Genomic DNA, 19054 nt, shown 5'->3' with positions numbered 1-19054 from the left:
GTAATCTCGATTTACACTAAGGGTAATGGTTGAGAGAACTGAAACATTCGTCGGGATAGAAACGAGGGAACTATGATACAGAAAAGTAGTGGAGCACTACCAGAACAACTACAAGGAGACAGGCTATCAGCAATGAAACGCCTTACCTCATCTGATAAATCTACAGCACAAACACAGGCACAAAAACAACCCCCACCGTCAAAATTATCAAATAGTATCAGTTGGATCTTGCAAGGTGGTGTCATACTGAGCGCGCTCTTGATTGTGATTGGTATTGCATTATTGCCAACGCGTCCCGGAGGCTTAACACCTGAGCGCGTACTGAATTTTCCGCAGACGCTGACCCAGGTTGGTGCGGGATTACTGATCCTACGTCCACAGGCATTTATTATGCTGGGACTCCTACTCCTGATTGCAACCCCCATCGTACGCGTGGCGGCCTCGCTGGTTACTTTTGTCATAGAGCGCGACTATAAATATGTAGTAATTACAGGTACCGTACTGGTCATCCTTATCTTCAGTTTATTTCTGGGTAGTAGAAGTCAGGAGAATGAGGTAGCCATCAATACCTTCCAGATCCATTTTTCGTTGGGCGTAGCCTTAATGATATTCGTGGGCTCACTCCTGGCTGGTGTCATCGGAGCACTGGTGGGACTGGGTGGCGGCATCATGGTAGTCCCGATGTTGACGATCATTTTCGGTTTTCCAATCCCCTTCGCCATCGGCGTCAGTATTATCTCAGTCATCGCCACATCCAGTGGAGCAGCGGTTGCCTATTTACGTGATCATCTTACCAATATCCGTATCGGCATGTTTCTAGAGATCGGAACCACGCTGGGGGCAATTAGTGGCGCATTTGTTGCTGGCCTGCTGGCACCTAATTTACTGGGCGTCATCTTTGGCATCATTTTAATTGTTTCGGCGGCTCCACTGATCTTTAAAATTGGCGAGGAACTACCTCAGAACGTCAGTAACGATAGCTGGGCCCGGACATTAAATCTGGCCAGCTCCTATCCAGACCATAAACTGGGACGCGAGGTTCCCTACCAGGTCACACGCACACCTTTTGGATTGGCAATGATGTATATAGCTGGCCTGATCTCAGGATTACTGGGCATTGGTAGTGGGACATTCAAAGTTATTGCGATGGATACCATCATGCGCCTACCACTCAAGGTCTCAACCACAACCAGCAATCTGATGATCGGCGTTACCGCCGCTGCCAGCGCAGGTATCTACTTCTCAAGAGGCAATATTCCCCCACTGATAGCCGCCCCGGTCGCCCTGGGTGTCCTGGCTGGTGCACTGCTGGGTGCGCGCCTCTTACTGCATATGAGCAATAAAATTTTACGCATCATTTTTGTGCCTGTCATCATCATCGCAGCATTGGAAATGATTCTGCATGGACTGGGAATTGGTTCCTTTTAATTATTATGCTGGTAAAAAGCAATCGTCAGACGCTCTTGTCAATAGCATCCTGCTCAAGGATACATAAAGGTGTCCACCAGACATTTCTCCTTATTTGATTACTACATAGCGATTTTTTTGAGGTCTGTAGCGTATAATACGGTGGGAGAATAAAACAGCACAGATAATTCTCCTTCGCTCGGACAAGTAGTAGCATAATTACGTAGCCGAGGGTTCTATTAAACCAAAGAAGTTATCTTTTTGAGAACTTCATAGAAAATGACTACCATGAAACAAAAACAACCCTCTATGTTGAATCAAAATAGAGCCTGGAGACTGCTACCAGTCTTGTGGTTCTTTGTCTCGTTTCTCCTTGCCTTACTGAGTGGCCTTTTTCTCTTTGGACACACTGTATTCGATGGGCTTGCAGCAACAATTATCACTACTGGATTAGATACAATGCGTGCGCAGTTAGTATCTGCCCTTCTCTTAACGGCGGGTGCTGCACTGACAGGTGCTCTGTTCACTAATCGTAAACTTGGCGGGGTTGTAGGTGCCAGCGTTGTTTTTGTGCTGGGATATTTAATAAATTTTATTCAAACAGAATTAATTCCCGTCACTGATGCGGGTGGACATATCAAACCATTGCAACCAGATGTGCTTAACCATACAGTACTGGTCATGATAGCATTGGCTATCCTGAGCGCATTTATTGGTTCCGCGGTTGGATCAGCCCTCTATGAAGTTCTTCTTGAGCAACCATATAAATTGATACGTACTATATGGCACCGAGCAACCGTAAGACAGGATATCGCCAATCGCACCACACATACGATGGCCATACAAGGCCGGATCAGCAAGTGGCATTTAGAGCGCTGGAGCGCAATCATTCTAATGCTGGTGCTCTTTTTTCTGGCCGGCCAATCGAGCAATCTATTTATCATCTCTCCAGATGCCGATATCCATGGAACCCCTAAACTAAGCCCGATTGCAGCGGACATTCCATCGTTTGGCACCACAAAGATTGTAGAGATGCGTAGCGTCCTGCTTGGAAATAAGCCACGCATGTTCGATATTTATCTTCCGCCAACGTATAATACGCCCGAGGGTAAAAATAAACGCTATCCAACCGCCTACCTCCTCCATGGCTCGCCAGGGAAAATCACCGACTGGGTAAATGCAGGCAGAGCGGCTGAGACGGCCGATACGTTGATCGATACAAAAAAAACGCCTGAACTGATTATGGTTATGCCCGATGGCAATGGCGCTCCCGGAGCAACCAGCGAGTGGGGCAATAGTGGGAATGGGAAACAACCCCTTGAGGATTATATTTCCAAAGAACTGGTTAAATATATCGATCAACATTACCGCACCATTCCTGATGCGGAACATCGAGCAATCGGGGGTCTGTCTATGGGCGGCTTTGGTAGCATGAATATTGCCATTCACCATCCGGATATCTTTCATTGGGTCATTGCGTTAGGTGGCTACTATCGAGCCGATGGATCAATCTGGGGACCAAGCCAGGCCTATCGGCAGTACAATAGTCCAATTATCCAGATTGGACTGCATCCACAGGCTCAGAAGTTGCAAATCTTCATGGGTGATGCCACTGAAGATAAAGCCTTCTATCCCGGTGCGGTACAGTTTGCCAAAGTTTTGAAAAATCTCAAGGTACAATACACTTTTGTCAAAGAACATGGTGGTCACTCCTGGAAAGTCTGGGAAGATCAGCTCTATGAGGCACTGGAATGGATCAATTGGGGCCCTATTCATGCTGCCCCACAGGCATTACCTAAACACTAAGTACTTTCTCCACCTATAAAATAAAAAAAACTAAAAAGCACAGGAAACAAGACAGCCGCTAGAATTTTACTCTAGCGGCTGTCTTGTTTCCTGCGCTTTCCTTTTTGTCTATGCTATATTTTCCCCGTTCAACGTCTATATTGACCAGCCTTTGTTCCTGGACAGGGCTTTTTCATGTTCCTCTGCGGCGCCGGATGTGGAGTATGTTTGGAGGGCGGCTGCAGCCGCCCTCCAAACATGAAATGATATACAGCCAGTGATCTCTGGACGAACATGAAAAAGCCCTGGTTCCTGGATCGCACCCCTTGACAGTCATTCATAACTGAATTATAATTCAGTTATGAATGACAATTCAAATGCTAATCTCAATGCCCGACAACATCGGGGTGCTAAAAGAAGGGCCAAGACCCGGGCGGACCTGCTTGCAGCCGCCCGGCACGTCTTTGCCAGGAAAGGCTATCATGACGCCAGCATCCTGGATATCACTGAAGCTGCCGATGTTGGCGTTGGCACTTTTTATCTCCACTTCAGAGATAAAGATGAGATATTCAATACATTGATCGATGAAGTCTTACGCATCCTTGAAGAGCAGGTTATCAATGAAGTACTCAGCTCTGAAGCGGTGACGCTTCCAGTAATCGTGCGCTCTATCTTTCACCATGCTTACGCTGAACGCGATCTGTTTAGTATCGCGCTGGCCAGCGGTGCACAAGTTGCGCAAACTATTCGCGTAGAAGATATGATCGCACAGGGACTCACTCGTGCCTTTGAGCGTGCTACCCAATCAGGACAACTACAGGGATATGATATCTTCCTGTTAGCCCGGCTGGTAACGGGAGTGATCGCACAGGGCATCATCTGGTGGTTTGAACAGGACGATCCTGGACCAGAAGAGATGGCGCAAAATGTTTTAAACCTGCTGGAACATGGTTTGCCAGCTTCGCTTTTTGAGGAGAATCTTCTTCCACCAGGCACAGAGCTGTAGTCTGGAAGAGAGCTTAGAGCCGATCAAAGGGTATCAGGCCCTCTCTACCGGATATGCTGTTTGCCTGAAGACTTTTATTAACCCTACATCCAAACCAGTCCTTTTTATAAAAGAAGGCGGAGGTTTTCTTTCGCATGACCACGCATAAAGTACTTGAAACAAATAATATACCGCATCCAAAAGAAAAATTACTGATTGGAAACCTGCTGGAACTACAGTCTGGACGACGCGTCCAGGATATGATGAAGCTTGCTCGCGAGTATGGTCCCATTTATCAATTAAATATGCCTGGACGCTCCCTGATTGTGGTCTCTGGCTATGAACTGGTCAAAGAGCTCTCGGATGAGACGCGCTTTGATAAGAAGGTCTGGACGCCACTGCAAAACGTGCGCTCATTCTCCGGAGATGGTCTGTTTACCTCATGGACCAATGAGCCCAACTGGCATAAAGCCCACAATATCCTGTTGCCCAACTTCAGCATGCGTGCCATGCAGGGCTACCTGCCGATGATGGTCGATATTGCTGAACAATTGGTGGGCAAATGGGATCGTTTAAATTCAGACGATGAGGTTGATGTGCCGGGAGATATGACCCGCCTGACACTGGATACCATTGGTCTGTGTGGTTTCGATTATCGCTTTAACTCTTTCTATCGCGAGGATATGCATCCTTTCGTCAATAGCATGATTCGTGCCCTCCAGGAGGCAATGGAGCGTGGTAGCCGTTTGCCACTTGAAGATAAAATTCTTATTCATAAGAATCGCCAGTTCCATGCCGATATAGAGTTCCTCAATGGTGTGGTGGATCGCATCATTCAGGAACGCCGTGAGGGTGGAGAAGATGTATCACAGAAGAAAGATCTGCTGAGCTATATGCTCTCAGGCGTCGATAAGCAGTCGGGCGAAAAGCTGGATGATCTCAATATCCGCTATCAGATCATCACCTTCCTGATCGCTGGCCATGAAACTACCAGCGGCCTGCTCTCTTTCGCCATGTATGAGCTCTTACACCATCCAGAGGTTCTGGCCAGAGCATATGAGGAAGTTGACCGTGTGTTGGGCAACGATCTGAGTGCCCGCCCTACCTTCAATCAGGTCAACCAATTGCGTTATGTCTCACAAATCTTGCAAGAGACCCTACGCCTCTGGCCAACTGCGCCTGCCTTCGCTATGTATCCATTGAATGATAATGAGATCATTGGCGGCAAGTATAAGCTCACGAAAGACGAGGATATCGCGGTTCTTATTCCGATGCTCCATCGTGACCCGACGATCTGGGGCGCTAATGCCGACGAATTTGATCCCGAGCACTTCACCCTGGAGGCTGAACAAAGCCGGCCAGCTGACGCTTATAAGCCTTTCGGCAATGGTCAACGTGCCTGTATCGGTCGCCAGTTCGCTATGCAGGAAGCGACCCTGGTGCTGGGTATGTTGCTGCAGCGTTACAAATTCATTGATCACACTAACTATCAGTTCAAGATCAAAGAGACGCTGACCATTAAACCCGACAACTTTAAAATCAAGATCCGCAAACGTAGCGATGCGGACCGCACGATCATAGTCCAGCCTCAGCAGGAAAACACTCAGGTCAGGAAAGAGGCCCCGAAGGCCACACCAAGACCCGAGGTTCCCAAACATGATACCCCTTTACTGATCCTCTTTGGGTCCAATATGGGAACGGCTGAAGATATCGCCAATCGGATGGTGGAAGATGGCAACGCTTATGGTTTTAAGACGACCATCGCTGACCTGGATGAATATACGAACGCGCTGCCAACTGAAGGCGCTGTTGTGGTGGTGAGCGCCTCCTACAATGGTACCCCTCCAGATAATGCAGAAAAGTTCTGCAACTGGCTACGCTCAGGCGATCTAACCGCAGATCGCCTGAAGGGTGTGAAATATATGGTCTTTGGCTGTGGCAACCGCGATTGGGCCGCCACGTTCCAGGCTATTCCACGCTTGATCGATACCAATCTGGAAAAATTCGGGGCTGAGCGCATTTATGCTCGCGGCGAAGGCGATGCGCGCGAAGACTTCGATGGTCAGTTTGAGGCCTGGTATCAACCACTCTGGAAGTCGCTGTTTGAAGAATTTGGGATCGAGGCGAAATTACCAGAGCCGAATGCCGTGGGTTCAGCCTACGAAGTTGAAGTTATCCCGGGGATGCATTCACATCCTTTGATCGAGACTTTCGGGGCCCGCCCGGCCAGGGTTTTACTCAATAAAGAGCTCTATAGCCCGACGGCCGAGCGCTCAGCCCGCCATATCGAGTTCGAACTACCTGAGGGCGTTAACTATCGCACCGGTTTCCACCTGGGAATCATCCCTCATAACAGTGAGGCCATGGTAGAAAGGGTGGCGCGCCGCTTTAACTTTGCCAGCGATACATATATCCTGCTGCGCAAGAGCGATAATCGCAAAACCAACCTGCCAGTTGAGATGCCGGTCTCGGTCTATAGCTTGCTGCGAGATTATGTAGAGCTCCAGGATGTGGCTACCCGTAAACAGATCAAGGCCATGGCAGACTTCACCCAGTGTCCTCCCGACAAGAAGAAGTTACTGGCCCTCTCCGGTGATGATGAGGCCAGTATCGCCCTCTATAAAACCGAGGTGCTGGCAAAGCGTAAATCGATTATCGATCTGCTAGAAGATTTTCCGGCCTGCGAGCTGCCCTTTAATGCTTACCTGGAACTGCTCTCGATGATGCGGCCACGCTACTATTCGATCTCTTCTTCTCCTTTGCAGGATGAGAAGCGCTGCAGCGTCACAGTCGCAGTGGTCGATGCTCCCGCCAGGTCCGGACATGGACAATATCAGGGTGTCTGTTCGAACTATCTGCGTCAACAGCAGCAGGGAGATCAGATTAACGCGTTCATTCAGGATACGCGTTCGACCTTTATGTTGCCAGAGGATGCTAGCGTTCCTCTGATCATGGTTGGACCTGGTACTGGTGTCGCGCCTTTCCGTGGCTTCTTGCAGGAACGTGATGCCCTCAAAGCCAGTGGCAAAACGGTCGGTGACTCATTGCTCTTCTTTGGCTGCCGCCATCCAGAACAGGATTTCCTGTATGCCGAGGAGTTTAAAGCGCTGGAGAGCCGGGGCATTACAGAAGTGATCACGGCCTTCTCACGCTGGGAAGGGCACGACAAGATGTATGTCCAGGATCAGCTTCTCAACCACAAAGATCGTGTCTGGGAACTCATTCAGGCTGGCGCGATGATCTATGTGTGTGGCGATGCCAGCAATATGGCGCCCGATGTTCGCCAGGCCTTTGTAACCCTCTACCAGGAAAAGGCAGGGGTCTCGGCCGAGGCAGCCGAGCAATGGCTCAATGAGCAGACCAGCAATGGACGTTACCTCGTCGATGTCTGGCCCTCATAAGCACATCCATAATCAAAAATAATAAAAGATCCGGGATCGCGAATAAAACCGCGGTCCCGGATCTTTTATTATCTAGCAGCATTTTCTGAGAATATGTCTTATCCTCATGATCTTTGCGCTCGTCACGCCTGATTTTGAGCACCAAAGGCGCTCAAGAAGTCTTCTTGTGTGGTGCAAAAGCGCGCCCAGCGCGCTTTTGCACCACACAAGAAAAAACTCAGGCGCGCATGCGCACGTCCACACAAGAGTGGCACGCTTCCCCATGATGCTGGGGGTAAGACACATTCTGAAAATGTCTTAAATTCATAGAAAACGTTGTCTTTTTGGGAATATTGGGAGCCAGCCATGGGTTATACAGAAAGTGGGGATCACCGAGAAAGTAGAGTATCTTCACAATTTTACTGTAATATTTTCAAAGAAAGAGGTTTTCGTGGAATATACATATCTTGGCCGTACCGGTCTGAAAGTTAGCCGCTTCTGCCTTGGCACAATGAACTTTGGGCCTCAGGCCAGTGAAGCTGATAGCTTTGCGATTATGGATCGGGCATTGGAACATGGAATAAATTTCTTTGATACAGCTAATGTTTATGGTGGGAAGAAGGGCGAGGGCGTAACCGAGCAGATTCTCGGTCGCTGGTTTGCCCAGGGTGGCGGTCGTCGTGAAAAAGTTGTGCTGGCGACCAAAGTATATGGGGATATGGGTGAGTGGCCCAACGATTCTCGACTATCCGCGCGCCATATTCGCCAGGCCTGTGAGGCCAGCCTGCGCCGCCTGAAAACCGATCATATCGATCTCTATCAGATGCACCATATCGATCGTCAGACCCCCTGGGAGGAGATCTGGCAGGCCATGGAGCAACTGGTGAGAGAAGGCAAAGTCACTTATATTGGCAGTAGTAACTTTGCTGGTTGGAATATCACACAAGCCAATGAGATCGCCAAAAATCGTCATTTCCTGGGTCTGGTTTCAGAGCAGAGTCTCTACAACCTGAATGCGCGTATGATTGAGCTAGAAGTAATCCCGGTTTGTAAAGAGTATGGACTGGGCATCATCCCATGGAGCCCCTTGTCAGGTGGACTCCTGGGTGGAGCACTACAAAAGACCTCTGAAGGCCGCCGCGGCGATGCCAATATGCAGAAGAATATCGAGAAAAATCGCTCGAAACTAGAGGCCTATGAGAAGCTCTGTGCTACCCTTGACGCGGAGCCAGCCCATGTAGCCCTGGCCTGGTTGCACAGCAATCCAGTGGTTACGGCCCCATTATTGGACCACGTACCATCGAGCAGTTGGATGGCACCATGCGTGTACTCGACCTTCATCTGAGTGATGAGACCTTGAAGCAGTTGGATGAGATCTTCCCCGGCCCTGGTGGACAGGCTCCTGAAGCCTACGCCTGGTAGACAGCACCCTTAACCGAAGAAGACAGCGGGCCCGACCAGACTTGATGATCTGGTCGGGCCCGCTGTCTTCTTCGGTTGCTTATGCGTGACTGCTTCAAGGCAACAAAAAAAGCACACCATTGAAAAGATGTGCTTTTCGGAGAATTGGCGGAACCGACGGGATTCGAACCCGCGGTCTTCTGCGTGACAGGCAGACATGTTAGGCCACTACACCACGGCTCCATTCTTCCACGCTTACCGTACTTTTCAGTACCGCTCGCGTGAATAGATAATATCAAAACAGGCTCATCCTGTCAACCCTTTTATTGATCAATTTTTATGATTACACAAAAAAAGCCATAACTGCGTTGACTTGCGTTATCTTTCAACGTTATGATTGCCCTGGACAATAAATTTCTCGTTAGTACTCATGCTCTTGTTTGTTCGTGCTATCGACTATACTGCCAGCGCAAATCGCGGCGGTAGATGTATAATTGACGCCCAATCTTTGACAACCCATTTCAATAAACATCATAGCTCTTTTGGTATCTCTAACGCCTCCAGATGCTTTGACCTTGATTTTTCGCTGCCCTGCTTCCAGCATGGCGGTAACCGCCTCTTCCGTTGCCCCCGAACCATTAAAGCCAGTGGAGGTTTTGACGAAATCCGCTCCCACCCGCAGGGCGATCTCGGTGGCCCTCCTGATCTCATCTAATGTGAGCATGCTGGTTTCAAGTATGACCTTGAGCACAACCCCTGCTACACTTGTAATGTTGTATACAGCTTTGATATCTTTTTCTACTTCTGCCCAGAGAGCGGACCGGATATAGCTGTAGTTAACCACCATATCAATCTCTTTTACACCCAATTTGACATACAGCTTCGCTTCCTCTGCTTTAATAGCGCCAGGTACGACGCCATGCGGAAATCCCAGCACACAACATACGGCGGTCTCTGTACCTTCGCACATCTCAATGGCAAGTTCGATATCGCATGGTCTGACACAGACCGTTCTCACCTTGTACTCTATTCCCAATTTGATCGCATCGATAACTTCACCGCGCGGCATTTCAGGTTTCAAAACTGCATGATCAAGATAGCGATTAACATGTATCTGACTCATAAAAACCTCTTTATCTCCTGGAAAAGAATAATTATCTATTACAGCAAGCCATCAGCGTATATCTTGTTTTCTCTCAGGGTAGTGAGGGCGCTCACCCAACCGGCGCCATGCGGAATCCAGTCTTCATCGGTAAATAACCATGGGCCATCAGCCTCCTGCGTTGGCTCTACGACCAATTTAAATTGTGGATTGACCGAGAAGCCATTGGGGATACTGCCTTTAATATCTGTCCAACAGCCTGTATACCGGGTACCGATACCATAGATCTGACTATAAGAGAGAGCAATGCCAGGCTCTATGTCATCGCGCCAAAAAGTACAGCCATCGAAGGAGCGCCGGGTTATCCCCGCATGCAGTCCAGCGATCCACTGGATGTTACCGACGGCAATATTTCTGAATGAGCGGTCTCCCGTATATGCTTCCAGCTTCGTTGCGATAGTAGATGCAAAAGCCAGAGAGGTATTGATACCATGCCATGGTCCACAAAAAACCAGTAGTCCTTGATCTTTGAAATAGCCCTCTGGCAAAAGATAGAAAGGATTCTGGCTACAAGCTGGAAGGAAATATCCATAGGCAAAATTCCTGATGATCTCATGCCATAAAGGCGCATCTGGATGGTCATACCATCTTTTCGTCATTTCGATCAGCCCTATAATATAGTTGGGAAAGGTTCCCCCGGTATCATGGCCGACATGATGGTGAATATTTGCCTTTTCGGTAAAGTCACAATGATCGAAAGTATAGAAATGGCCATAGAAATCCCCTTCGGGCTGATCCTTTGGTACCTGTCTCTGTAGTACCTGCCGGGCCATCCGAACGACAGAGTCTTTATACTGTGTTTTACCTGCAGCCCAGAGTTCAATACCACCCCATATCATCATCAATAAATCCCTTGTCATCCATTCGTTGGGCACGTTGAAATGGGCAGGGGCACCATGATTGAGATGAGAGAAACCTTCCCGTCCCATAGGCTGTGCTTGATCCAGCAGATACTCATAAGCAGAAGTCGCCCGCTCAAGATACTCATCGCTTCGATCAGGATAATGCTCGGTAATAAGTCTTGAGGTACGCGCCAACGCTACCACACATTGCGCCACATCCCCCGGCACAACAAGCATATGATTGGGAATCTCGTGTACGATGGCCCCTTCTGCAAAGCCTATCCGTGCCGCCTTGTCCTGGCAGGATGCGATATAATCACAGCCAACCAGCAGTTGCTTTGCCAGCCTTTCAACATCACTGGCGGTCAGCCAGCGATAGCCTGTGTTCATCAAATCGCACAGTCCAATGACGCAGGTGGCATGGCTATTTACCTCACGCCAATCCGAGCCACAATCTTTCCACCCCCTGTTATTGCGCGCCAGGCGCGCCCGTGCCTCCATTTGCTCAAGCGCAACCACCTCGATCGTCTCATCCCACAAGAGATTTCTTGCGACTTTAATGGCCTCACTTTTGCATAGCTCCCGCGCACCAACTTTTACGCAAATATTGTATTCACCCTCGCGATCTAGCTCTGAAAAATCCAGTTCCCACCATGAACTCTTCCAGAGCTCCCCCAATACCTGACCTCTTTTTGCAGCACAATCTTGCCGGTAACATGATCGATGACTTCAAAGAGAGCGTCCTCTGGCACATAGTCCGGATTTGTGCTGCGTATCAACGCCCGCATGGGATCTTTCAGGTCGTAACCAATTTGTGAATAGAGCAAGCCTGTAACATCCATGTCTACTCTCCCCTTTTACTGAAACTGTACATAATTTCGCGCTACACGCTAGGATTGTTGCATTGATAAGAATGCATCCACCTGCTCCAGTGCAGGCATAGCGTTCTGGGCGCCGACTGCAGTCGTTGAGATAGCGGCCACAGCATTGGCAAACCTTACACTATCGATCGCATTTTTCCCTTGTGCCAGGGCATAGGCGAAACCAGCATTAAATGAATCCCCCGCGGCAGTAGTGTCGACGGCATTGACAGCATAGCCCTCGATATGTACAAAGCTAGCAGGCGTACAAAGATAGGCTCCGCTTTTGCCAGCCTTGGCAATAACGACTTTTGCACCTTTTTCCATCAGGCCCTGAGAAGCCACGGCAAAATCTTCACTATGTTGTAGCGCTATGCCGGTAAGCATTTCCAACTCAGTCTCATTGGGGGTCACATAATCTACATATTGCAGCATCTCCTCGCGATAGTAGGTTGCGGGAGCCGGATCGAGAATAATAGTCTTCTTTAATTCTTTCAACTTCTTCATGGCATATAGATTCGTTTGCAGGGGGATTTCCAGTTGGAAAAGAAAGATATCACAGGCGGCAATGGCCGCCCAATGGCGATCAATAAATGAGATATCCACCTTCTCATTGGCACCCGAGTAGACAAATAACAGGTTATCGCCATTTTTATCGACAGCCACAACCGCTGTTCCCGGGAACATATCTTTTTCGATTTCTACCGTATCGCATTGCACCTGATTATCTTTGAGCACATCCAGATATCCAGGTCCATAGAAGCGGTCACCCAGTTTGCCTACCATCCTGACATCAGCACCAAGCTTCCCCAGAGCGATCGCTTGATTGCCGCCTTTCCCGCCGCCCACAAAGAGGTCAAAGGTATTGCTAAACACTGTTTCGCCCACTTTAGGCAGGCGCTCAGTAGTGGTAATGATATCTATGTTGAAACTTCCTATCACACAGATCTTCTTCATGCTGAACTCTCCCAATATCGGCTTACTCATTTTCTTCTATACAACCGTATAGCTCAAAAAATTTTCCAGCAGTTCGTGATACGCATCGGTAATAATAGCGCATTCATGGAGGTCGAAAACCCTACAAAACGTGGTCACCTCCGCCTTAGAGCTATCCATTAGCAGATACATTTCTTTGCTGTTCTGCCGCACAAGTTGCTTTTTGCTGGCTTCTCTATAATCAGGAGTATTTACGCCGCCCTGTTGAGAGAAGCCATTTGCGCCCACAAACGCCTTGTCAAAAAACATGGAAGACAGTTGATTTTCGGTCATAGAGCCAACAATGGAACCTGTTTTCATAACCAGTTCCCCACCCAGCACGATGCAGGTGATGTTTTCATCATTTATCATGCTAAGCAGACTGGCGCTGGCCGTGACGATGGTTATTTTTTTACCCTTCAGGTCATTGATCATTGGCAAGACGGTAGTGCTCGCATCCATAAAAATAACATCGCCCTCATGAACGAGCGAGGCGGCATAGCTGGCAATTTTCTCTTTTTTATCCTGATGCAGGGTCAATTTATCGTCAATGGGCAAATCTACCGTCGAGCCTGGCTTTAGCTTGGCGGCGCCCCCATGCAGCAACGTGATGTATCCTGCGTCGGAAAGCATTTTCAAATCTCTACGCAGGGTAGATTCCGAAGTATCCTCAAATAATTCAAGCAACTGTGGGATATAAATAATTTCTTTCTGACTAACGATTTCAAGAAGCTTTTCGCGCCTTACGTAAGGGATCATAGAATACTGCCTTCTTCTCATAAATAAAATAATACCTGTCTCATACTCTACAATATTTATCATACAATTACCGTCATTTAATGTCAATTTTTTTCATTTATTTTAATTCTTGGTCTTATTTTTTCATTTATCATAATCAGTGAGCTGATGCGAAAATAAAAGTAAAAGAGCGGTGGGAGGGGGTGGATTGACATAAAGAACAGATTGATCAATTTTCATGGCGGTGCAAAAAAAGTCATAACTGCGTTGACTTGCTTTATTTTTCAATGTTATGATCCCTTTAAGGATATGTCTATTCACTTTGATGAGTCTCCAGTAAATAGAAGTGTGGAAAAAAAACGACACGATGACGGTACACTTAAAAGATATTGCAGCTTATACAGGGGTTTCAATCAAGACTGTCTCAAATGTGATCAATGGGAACAATGCACGTGTAAGCCCTGCAACGCGTGCCATGGTGTTAGAGGCCATCGAAAAATTACATTATCAACCCAATATTGCAGCCCGACAATTACGCAAAGCCCAGGTTGGAGTACTGGCTTATGCGATCCCCGATATCCGCAATCCATATTTCACCGAAATTGGCGATATCATGACCCGCGTAGCGGAAGAATACAAATATACGTTGCTGCTTGACTATACCTACGGCCCACGCGATCCAGAACCTGATGGAAAGATTCGCTATATTGATTATGCTTATGGTTCATTTGAGAAGGAGCTCAGTGTCATTAAGGGCTTACGCCCCCACCTGATTGATGGCGTTATCCTTGATCCACAGGCCCTTACCGTTGATGACATCAAGCTAGAAGAGGTTAAAGGCCCACTGGTTCTCTTAGGGGAACGTGTATTTGGGGCTCCCTTTGATCATGTGCTGATTGATAACGTTCAGGCAGCTTACCAGGCCACCAGGCATCTCCTGGAGCTTGGCAAGCGCCGCATTGCAGTTATTGGGGCACAGGAGACACAGAGCCAGGCTCCTTCCCTGCGCTTGAAAGGCTATGTGCGGGCATTACAGGAAGTTAATAGGGAGATCGATGAAAGCCTGATGATTAGCGGTGGCTACTGGCATCGTGCCGATGGAGCCAATGCCATGCGTTATTTATTGTCGCTGGACAATCCGCCGGACGCGGTCTTTTGCTTCAATGATCTGATGGCACTGGGGGCACTTTCAGTCATTAATGCCAATGGACTACGCATCCCTGAAGATATAGCTGTTATGGGCTTTGACAACGTTGAAGAGGGGCAATTTTCCTATCCGACCTTATCAACCATTTCCCCTTCCAAAGAAGAAATTAGCCGCCTGGCGATCTCCTTGCTCATTGGCAGGATTAAAGGTACGCGCACCCAGGAACCAGAATGTATTCAGGTGCCCTTTGAGCTCTGCATCCGCTCCAGTACCGTTCGTAATCCAGCCGGCATGCAGATAAACATCTCATAAGCTCATGGAGAGTCCAAACCAGCACGGTGAGGCTGCACGTTGATCGACCAACGTGCAGCCTCACCGTGCTGGTTTCATTAGCTCGGTCTGTTTCGTATCTAAAACAGCCTGGCCCATGAATTTCTCAATAGCTTTTCAGCACCGTCATACATTTGAAACATCGTATAAACAATCATTTAATTCTATTATATTATTTTCAATATTTTGTGCTATAATATAAAATAATAATCCTTTTATATGTTTTTATGGGTGGGTGGGTAAGTAGAAAGGGACGTTAATAGATGCACCTCCTGCTTTCTTTTGGCCAAACCGGCTCTTTCGACGTTACCGCCCAGTTTGAAGACATAGGACGCATTGCTGCGCCATTAGCAAGTTACAGGTAACAGCGAAAGGATGGTCCAATCCGATGCCAATGAAACGCATGTTGTTGACAAAGCATCTATTTCACAATAGCCTGATTCTGAGTATATTCCTGCTAGCAATTTTCAACGGCGATGCCTTTGCCTGGTCCAACCCACCGCCACCGCCTGGTCAGACCTCACCGATCCAGCACATTATCTATATTGTGCAGGAGAATCGCTCCTTTGATGCCTACTTTGGACGTTACCCGCGAGATGGGTATGTGCAGGGAGTATACTGTGCAACGCCGACGACGCAGCCATGCACGAATCAAAAAACTGTGGCGCTTCAAGCCCTTAATGATACAACGGGGCACATGCTTCCTGACTTCGAACACTCCTGGAGTTCAGCACATATTGACTATGACAGTACACAGATGGATAAGTTTAATCACTCGACGCTGTGTGCTGCCTTAGCCTGTTATGTCGCAGCATATCGGCGCGAAATCCCCAATTACTGGAAACTCGCGGATAACTTTGTGCTTGGCGACAACACATTTTCATCGGTCATGGGGCCAAGCTTCCCCAATCACCTCTATGCCGTCGCAGGCAGGTCAGGGCAATTATACGTTGGCAGCATGATTGACAATCCAATGCTCAACGGAATGGAACCTATCATATGGGGATGTCAGGCATCCGGAAAGGCAACGGTGGAGACCTTCACCCATGCGGCAAATACAACCCCATTCGTTGGAGGCTCAATCTCTCCCCCACCCTGCTGGACTAACAATCAGGTAGCCACGCTGGCGTCTGAAATGAATAGCTTCGGCAAAAGCTGGAAATATTATGTTTCCAATACAACTGATTCTAACGATTTCCTGGCCTCATTTTCAGATGTGAATGTGCCATCCACAGCAACCCATCCCAATGGGATTGACACCAGAATGAATGGTTTCCAAATGGATATTGCCAATAATACCCTGCCACAATTCTCCTGGCTGTCTGCTGACCACACGCAAAATGAGCACCCGGGACAATCTACTTCTTGTCAGGGAGAAAATTGGGTAAGTGAACAGATCAATGCGGTAGAAAGCAACCCGAATATCTGGGCCAATAGCGTGATCGTCGTGACGTGGGATGATTTTGGTGGCTTCTACGATAACGTTGCGCCGCCACCCCTACACGATGAACCCATTGGTTTCGGATTTCGCGTACCGCTCCTTATCATCTCACCTTTCGCCCACCATACCATCAGCCACCGACGCTACGATCTCACCAGTACCCTCAAGTTCGCCGAGGAGACTTTTTTAGGTCCCAACCCATCTCTATTGAGCAAGCGAGAGCTACAGGTAGCGAGTATCGGAGACGATCTGAACTTTGCGGCGCCACCAGTCCCGCCAGTAACGCTCCCAATCAGGACCTGCCCATAACAAACCAATCTGCTTCACTCACCCACACTTCAGATGACTGCTCATCCATAAAAGTGGCAAGCAGTCATCTGATGATTTTATTACAGGAGATTCAAGTGTGGAAAAAATCGACAGTAAATTTCATCAATGCTATCTGTGTTTAGAGCGGAACCATAAAAAAGCTATACAGCTTATGAGGATAACAATAGCCAGTATTACTAATATTGCTATCCGTAGCAGGGTGAATACTGAACCTATATAAAACATATCGCTCCTTAAAAGTTTTTTTCATTTGTTTTTTAATGTTGAATTCACTTTTATCACGTAGCAGGAAATAAAATAGTTGAAGCAATGCAGGCACATTTATCGACTAATATTCATGACGGCTGAAAAACACTATATTTGTATCGACATGCTTACAGTTTACGCAGGCTTAATGTGCCAATGCCCAGGATTGTGTGCTGGTTTTGACCGGTTCATGGGTTTTCAAGGACTGCTGGACCATTAAGCTCAGATATTGATCCTGGGCGGCATCCTCTAGGCTGTAAAAGTCGGGACCTCCAGCTACATAACAGGCCATCTTAGCCAGACAGGTTGCGATGTAACGTACCTGGTACAATATCTATTCTGGTCATTCCGATCGGGTAAACGCGCTCGCCTGGTCTCCGGATAGTAAGCGCATCGCCTCAGGTAGCTCCGATAAGACGGTACAGGTCTGGCTTCCAGGCTCCTAGCATCGCTCACAGGGTGATTGGATAGATTCATCATACGACTGCCTGCGCAACCCGTACATCTACCACGTCATCAACCAGCCCATCGACCCACTTACCCCATGGAAGGGGTACACCACCCAGTGAATCCTCCTCCATTATCATTATTATTCTCGTTTCACACTGCGTAGTTGACGTCGACGCCACCAGAAACCGCCAAGCAGCAGCATAACGCCAGCGACAGGAATGGCCATGTACATCCAATTTTGTTGCTCTTTGACATGAGCGACCCCAGGCTGTTGTTTCTTTTGATCCGGGGCAAGCATGACAGGAGTCGGCGAGGCTACCGGCATCTCAATCGATACTCTTACATGTGACGATGTAGCGGTAGGGCGCTTTGCTGGAGTGGGCGTTGGGCTCGGCGATGCGGTTGCAGGTGAAGAGGAACGCGCCTCGGCAGAGTCCGGGCTGATCTCCAGCGAGGATTCGTCGACCACATCGAAATTGGAGAGGAGAACATTTCTAAGTTCGAGCACATCAGGATTGTTCCAGCGATCATCATGAGTGCCAGAGATAAAGCAGCAAGAGCCATTATCGGCGACAATCATGCCATAGTGCTGGAGGGCTGTGAGGATGATGCGCGTCTGCGGGGAATAGGGAGAGATGTCGAAGCTGGCCTTGAGGCGCAGACGCAGACCCATAGGAGGCAGATTGGGGTTGGTATTTGATGACGCGTAGTGGCGGGCGGGCCAGATATAGGCCTGCTGCGTCTGGTTCACGGTAAAACGGAGCGCGTGGGTGATCACGCCAGCGACAATTTCATCATAGCGGGCGAAACCGGCGAACATAGGTAGACCAGCAGCATCGGCCGAGGTCCAGCCCTGGGGACGCAGGGCGTTGGAATTCAGATCCCAGATGGCACCACTGCCGGCTTTCCAGCTACCATCGGGTTGTGGATAGCTGGAATAGGTCTCATAGAGTTTACAGGTGCCGCTATTGAGAACAATGACATGGCGGTCCCCGCTGCTTTGTGCGCCACCTTCGATGGGTGCGTTTGGCGGGATGGGATAGGGACCAGGATCGCTCTCGCTCGCATAAGTAAAGCTCACAGGAACTGTCGGCTGACCGGCAGGGACAACAGAGTAAGGAAAACCAAGGGGGGAGCCGGCCCATTGGCCAGAGCCAAAGGAACCATCAAGATGATTATTCAAACCAATGCTGGCCATATAATTAGCAGAGTTGGCAGCAACTGGCAAAGCAGAAATATCCTGGTTCCAGATATTGTTAGAAGGGAAGATCTGACATCCCGCGAACGTGTTAGCCGTACGCTCTACATGGGCCAGGGCTGTTACCTGCCCCGGGCTAAACGCGAGTATAGCTGTGACCAGCACAGCTACGAGTACGGACAAGAAAAGCTTGCGCCAACCGAATATGCGCGAAGCAGGTACGACAATATTTTTACCCATGAACTGCCCTTATCCCATCTAAAGGATCATTCATTCACGATCTCTGTTCCGATTTTGAAATAGCCCCAAAACCCCATAACACTGTACTAAATTGGATCAACCAATGCAAGAACAAAGGACCTTTTGCTCGTGATGAA

13 protein-coding genes, 1 tRNA gene and 2 pseudogenes are annotated in these 19054 nt (G+C 48.5%); 9 read left to right on the top strand and 7 right to left on the bottom strand.

What is annotated here, in order from left to right:
• Positions 1–72: 72 nt before the first annotated feature.
• From EL645_RS45535 to EL645_RS18100, 6 genes and pseudogenes are all read left to right on the top strand, one after another.
• Positions 73–516 (top strand): annotated as a pseudogene (locus EL645_RS45535) (DUF1634 domain-containing protein); the annotation flags it as partial.
• Between the two features lie 87 nt (positions 517–603).
• Complete coding sequence (locus EL645_RS45530) at positions 604–1428, top strand: sulfite exporter TauE/SafE family protein (RefSeq protein WP_371865741.1); 825 nt, start codon at positions 604–606, stop codon at positions 1426–1428.
• Positions 1429–1695: 267 nt separating this feature from the next.
• A complete protein-coding gene (locus tag EL645_RS18115) occupies positions 1696–3213 on the top strand; it encodes an alpha/beta hydrolase (RefSeq protein ID WP_161977457.1) in 1518 nt (505 codons plus the stop codon).
• A gap of 340 nt (positions 3214–3553) precedes the next feature.
• The gene (locus EL645_RS18110; RefSeq protein ID WP_126551805.1) at positions 3554–4198 is read left to right on the top strand and encodes a TetR/AcrR family transcriptional regulator; all 645 of its coding nucleotides are present in this window, start codon (positions 3554–3556) and stop codon (positions 4196–4198) included.
• Between the two features lie 134 nt (positions 4199–4332).
• Positions 4333–7578 carry a bifunctional cytochrome P450/NADPH--P450 reductase gene (locus tag EL645_RS18105; RefSeq protein WP_126551804.1) on the top strand — a complete coding sequence of 1082 codons (3246 nt, stop codon included), beginning with the start codon at positions 4333–4335 and terminating at the stop codon, positions 7576–7578.
• A 430-nt stretch (positions 7579–8008) separates the two neighbouring features.
• Positions 8009–8979 (top strand): annotated as a pseudogene (locus EL645_RS18100) (aldo/keto reductase).
• 145 nt (positions 8980–9124) lie between these two features.
• Here EL645_RS18100 and EL645_RS18095 read toward each other — a convergent pair.
• The 6 genes from EL645_RS18095 to EL645_RS18070 all read right to left on the bottom strand — a co-directional run bounded on the left by EL645_RS18095 (position 9125) and on the right by EL645_RS18070 (position 13619).
• A tRNA-Asp gene (locus EL645_RS18095) sits at positions 9125–9201 on the bottom strand.
• 178 nt (positions 9202–9379) lie between these two features.
• Positions 9380–10081 (bottom strand): deoxyribose-phosphate aldolase, encoded by a 702-nt coding sequence (gene deoC / locus EL645_RS18090; protein WP_126551803.1) that lies wholly within the window; start codon positions 10079–10081, stop codon positions 9380–9382.
• A 38-nt stretch (positions 10082–10119) separates the two neighbouring features.
• The gene (locus EL645_RS18085) at positions 10120–11640 is read right to left on the bottom strand and encodes a glycoside hydrolase family 9 protein (protein ID WP_136625234.1); all 1521 of its coding nucleotides are present in this window, start codon (positions 11638–11640) and stop codon (positions 10120–10122) included.
• Positions 11589–11804 (bottom strand): early set domain-containing protein, encoded by a 216-nt coding sequence (locus tag EL645_RS18080; RefSeq protein WP_126551801.1) that lies wholly within the window; start codon positions 11802–11804, stop codon positions 11589–11591. The genes EL645_RS18085 and EL645_RS18080 overlap by 52 nt, the downstream gene beginning before the upstream one ends.
• A gap of 48 nt (positions 11805–11852) precedes the next feature.
• The gene (gene rbsK / locus EL645_RS18075) at positions 11853–12779 is read right to left on the bottom strand and encodes a ribokinase (RefSeq protein WP_126551800.1); all 927 of its coding nucleotides are present in this window, start codon (positions 12777–12779) and stop codon (positions 11853–11855) included.
• A 36-nt stretch (positions 12780–12815) separates the two neighbouring features.
• On the bottom strand, positions 12816–13619 hold the full coding sequence (locus EL645_RS18070; RefSeq protein WP_218031908.1) for a DeoR/GlpR family DNA-binding transcription regulator: 804 nt from the start codon (positions 13617–13619) through the stop codon (positions 12816–12818).
• Positions 13620–13902: 283 nt separating this feature from the next.
• Between EL645_RS18070 and EL645_RS18065 the strand changes: the two genes are divergently transcribed.
• From EL645_RS18065 to EL645_RS45525, 3 genes are all read left to right on the top strand, one after another.
• Positions 13903–14994 (top strand): LacI family DNA-binding transcriptional regulator, encoded by a 1092-nt coding sequence (locus EL645_RS18065; protein ID WP_126551799.1) that lies wholly within the window; start codon positions 13903–13905, stop codon positions 14992–14994.
• Positions 14995–15400: 406 nt separating this feature from the next.
• On the top strand, positions 15401–16762 hold the full coding sequence (locus EL645_RS18060; protein ID WP_126551798.1) for a phospholipase C: 1362 nt from the start codon (positions 15401–15403) through the stop codon (positions 16760–16762).
• Between the two features lie 599 nt (positions 16763–17361).
• Positions 17362–17475: a WD40 repeat domain-containing protein gene (locus EL645_RS45525; RefSeq protein ID WP_126554257.1), complete on the top strand. Its 114-nt coding sequence runs from the start codon at positions 17362–17364 to the stop codon at positions 17473–17475.
• Between the two features lie 143 nt (positions 17476–17618).
• Here the strand turns inward: EL645_RS45525 and EL645_RS18050 are convergent, their stop codons facing one another.
• The gene (locus EL645_RS18050; protein ID WP_174845307.1) at positions 17619–18917 is read right to left on the bottom strand and encodes a hypothetical protein; all 1299 of its coding nucleotides are present in this window, start codon (positions 18915–18917) and stop codon (positions 17619–17621) included.
• Between the last annotated feature and the right edge of the window lie 137 nt (positions 18918–19054).

Origin of the sequence: Dictyobacter kobayashii, from assembly GCF_003967555.1 — a bacterium.
Taxonomy (GTDB): Bacteria; Chloroflexota; Ktedonobacteria; order Ktedonobacterales; family Ktedonobacteraceae; genus Dictyobacter; species Dictyobacter kobayashii.
Note: the sequence above shows the minus strand (reverse complement) of the source record. Positions and strands in the feature narration are given on the sequence as shown.

Coding starts and splice junctions, on each gene's coding strand:
- EL645_RS18070 (WP_218031908.1), bottom strand. CDS start 13,619: ATGATAAATATTGTAGAGTATGAGACAGGTATTATTTTATTTATGAGA.
- EL645_RS18110 (WP_126551805.1), top strand. CDS start 3,554: ATGAATGACAATTCAAATGCTAATCTCAATGCCCGACAACATCGGGGT.
- EL645_RS18115 (WP_161977457.1), top strand. CDS start 1,696: ATGAAACAAAAACAACCCTCTATGTTGAATCAAAATAGAGCCTGGAGA.
- EL645_RS18050 (WP_174845307.1), bottom strand. CDS start 18,917: ATGGGTAAAAATATTGTCGTACCTGCTTCGCGCATATTCGGTTGGCGC.
- EL645_RS18065 (WP_126551799.1), top strand. CDS start 13,903: ATGACGGTACACTTAAAAGATATTGCAGCTTATACAGGGGTTTCAATC.
- EL645_RS18105 (WP_126551804.1), top strand. CDS start 4,333: ATGACCACGCATAAAGTACTTGAAACAAATAATATACCGCATCCAAAA.
- EL645_RS18060 (WP_126551798.1), top strand. CDS start 15,401: ATGCCAATGAAACGCATGTTGTTGACAAAGCATCTATTTCACAATAGC.
- EL645_RS45530 (WP_371865741.1), top strand. CDS start 604: ATGATATTCGTGGGCTCACTCCTGGCTGGTGTCATCGGAGCACTGGTG.
- rbsK (WP_126551800.1), bottom strand. CDS start 12,779: ATGAAGAAGATCTGTGTGATAGGAAGTTTCAACATAGATATCATTACC.
- deoC (WP_126551803.1), bottom strand. CDS start 10,081: ATGAGTCAGATACATGTTAATCGCTATCTTGATCATGCAGTTTTGAAA.
- EL645_RS18080 (WP_126551801.1), bottom strand. CDS start 11,804: ATGGATGTTACAGGCTTGCTCTATTCACAAATTGGTTACGACCTGAAA.